Source organism: Tissierellales bacterium (genome assembly GCA_025210965.1).
GTDB lineage: Bacteria > Bacillota > Clostridia > Tissierellales > JAOAQY01 > JAOAQY01.
In genome coordinates this window covers 1-2556 of the sequence record JAOAQY010000241.1, presented here as the reverse complement: position 1 = coordinate 2556, position 2556 = coordinate 1, and the positions used below count along the sequence as shown (strand labels likewise).

General features: G+C 31.6%; 3 protein-coding genes. 1 reads left to right on the top strand and 2 read right to left on the bottom strand.

Translation table 11 applies throughout. The annotated features are described in order from the left end of the window. Nucleotides 1–427, top strand: a 427-nt coding sequence (locus N4A40_17045; GenBank protein MCT4663563.1) for an RNA-binding protein, incomplete at its 5' end; no start/stop codon positions are given. An 83-nt stretch (nucleotides 428–510) separates the two neighbouring features. Here the strand turns inward: N4A40_17045 and N4A40_17040 are convergent. Together N4A40_17040 and N4A40_17035 are read right to left on the bottom strand one after the other, a co-directional pair. Continuing rightward, a complete protein-coding gene (locus N4A40_17040) occupies nucleotides 511–1134 on the bottom strand; it encodes a hypothetical protein (protein MCT4663562.1) in 624 nt (207 codons plus the stop codon). A 287-nt stretch (nucleotides 1135–1421) separates the two neighbouring features. Further along, nucleotides 1422–2556: hypothetical protein (locus tag N4A40_17035; protein ID MCT4663561.1), on the bottom strand; the 1135-nt coding region annotated here is incomplete at its 5' end.

Sequence of the window (2556 nt, the reverse complement as noted above, 5' to 3'; positions counted from 1 at the left end):
CTCGCCATATACTAGAGACGATAGAGTCAAAGGTATAATATATGCAGAGAGACCAGAAATGGGACTTTTAGTTGCTGTTGATGGCAAATATCACGGATTGATTCAGATAAAAAATGTAGTTGGAAATTACGGGGTTGGCGATGAAGTAGAATTAAGAGTTACGAGCGTAAGATCAGATGGTAAATTGAATCTTTGCCCAGGAGATAAGAGCTATAGAGCTATAGAAGGCGATGCGAAAATCATACTAGAGGCGATAATAGCAGCAGGTGGATTCTTGCCATTTAATGACAAAAGTGATGCAAATGCTGTAAAAAGAAGATTTAGAATGAGCAAGAATGCATTCAAAAAGGCACTTGGAAGACTTTATAAAGAAAGACATATCGTTTTTGAAGGTGACGGAGTTAAATTGGTAGAGAAAAAACACTAAAAAAGAGCGATTTAAAGGGCTTTAGTCTCAAATTTCATTTGAAATGAAATTTGGGGACTAGAGCCCTTTTTTAGGCACTTCTATTATTTATCTATGTCGATTGTAAACGATTTGAACTCCTCGAATTCAACATTTTCGTTACTAAATGTTTTAGTTGGCACTTCGCCTATTTTGTTAGAATATCCGGCTAAATCCTCGAAATACAATCTCCAAACGCCGTCTTTTTCAACGAAGAAATACTTAAATATTGGCGTGTATTGGAAAAATAAATTGCCATCTGAATCGTATCTAGATACAGTTAATCTTACAAATACATATTTATGATATGTCCTATCGGGATCTAAATCGTCGTAAACTTTTGATATTTCATATTTCATTTCTACTTTATCGGAATCTCTAAACATATAATTTAGAGCATCTTTTCCTGTATATGTTTTGTCATCGAATGTAATTCCTTTATCGATTTTCTCCATTTGCTCAATAGAATCAGATGCAAAGTCGTCAGCTATAATAGTAGAAAGCTCTTCTTTAGCTTTCTCTAAATCGAAATGCTCGTAGTAAAAACCATCCACTGATGCGATATATGCTTTAGTCATTTCTATTAAGTCATCTGATTTTTCTTTTTCTGTGCATCCTGTGCTAAATATGGCGAGTGCTAAGAGAGAGACCAATAAAATGCTTATTTTCTTAAATGTTGAAGTAGTCATGTACATTCCTCCTGAATTAGAATAGTTATTTTATTAAGGCTAGTGTAACATGAAGAAAATTTAACATCAATGATGAATGATGAAAGTTAAGTTGGATTTAATAAAAAAAGTATAGCTTACTGATAGTTCTGATATTCAAAAAGGTCATAGCCTTTTTAGGGACTATGACTTTTTTGAATATTAAATATTAAATTTCAGAATATCTGAACTGACGACTTGATAGATGCTAAATTTCATTTGAAATGAAATTTGGGGACTAGAGCCCTTTTTTGTAACTAGAAAATGCACTATGGTTGTAATGGGATGGTTATTTTACTATCTATCTGTATTATAGGAGAACTAAAGGTTATATTTACTTTATTAGCATCATTTTTTATATTGGGAATTATCTTTTGTATGTTAGCATTTTTTATGGAGTTTTCTTCTGCATATGGGTCAGAAAATTGTAATTTGATGCCATTGTAATTGTGTTCTACTAATTCAGATTGATTGGCACTGGCAGAAATATTTTTCAAATTTATTTTATTTGCGTTGGTCAGTGTTTTATCTATTATTAGTTCTAGTTTTTGAGATTTCTGATTATCGACAGAGTGATATTCTCCATTTTCTGTTTTAAATTTGAAAGAATTGGATTGTTTGCTCCAATTTATCTCATTTATTGATAAATCATATTTCCCAAGAGTTACACTTAGTGGTGTAGGAGTATTTTTGTTTATAGCAATGCTAGATTCAAGAGATTCATCTACAAAAGATGCATATGGAATGACTAGCTTCATACCAGCCTTTTGCCTATTATCAAGAAAGCTTAGGTCGCTGTCAAAATAAATAGTATTTGATGAACGTTTACCTGAGCAATAGTATTTTTTTCCACTACTATCTAGTAAATATATATCATTCATTGGAAGAGAAATGATTTGATTAGCGGAATTTGATTTTGTAAGCAAACTGATCTCTAACGCATCATCTACATAATTAGTTATTGTAGCTATTTTTGCGTTCAGATGTTCAACAGATATATAGCTATATTCTTCTGAAGAAATCTCAGGTAATTCAACCATTTCTATTGGCAATTTGTAGTTTTCGTAGACAATATCAAACTTATTTTTGAGTTTGCTGAAATCATAGGTGAATGATCCAAACCACTCAAATGTTTCAGAATCTTGTATGATGTCTAGAGTGTCTAATTCAACTATGCTGCCATTTTTATCTATTGCACTTATATTATTGTATAGAGGTAAATTGCTCTCTATATTCAGAATTACACTATTGTTTTCAGTATACGCTGAATTTACGACTATGTAATTCTCTTCATTAATTTTTATTCTTAGGGGTTCTAAGATGCCATATTGTCTATGATTATTATCTTCTACTAATATATTTATGCCGGGTACATACCTCAAAATATTTTGTGCGGCATAGCCT

Bases quoted from the DNA above. Each gene is read 5' to 3' on its own strand.
- N4A40_17040 (MCT4663562.1), bottom strand. From the start codon at position 1,134: ATGACTACTTCAACATTTAAGAAAATAAGCATTTTATTGGTCTCTCTC.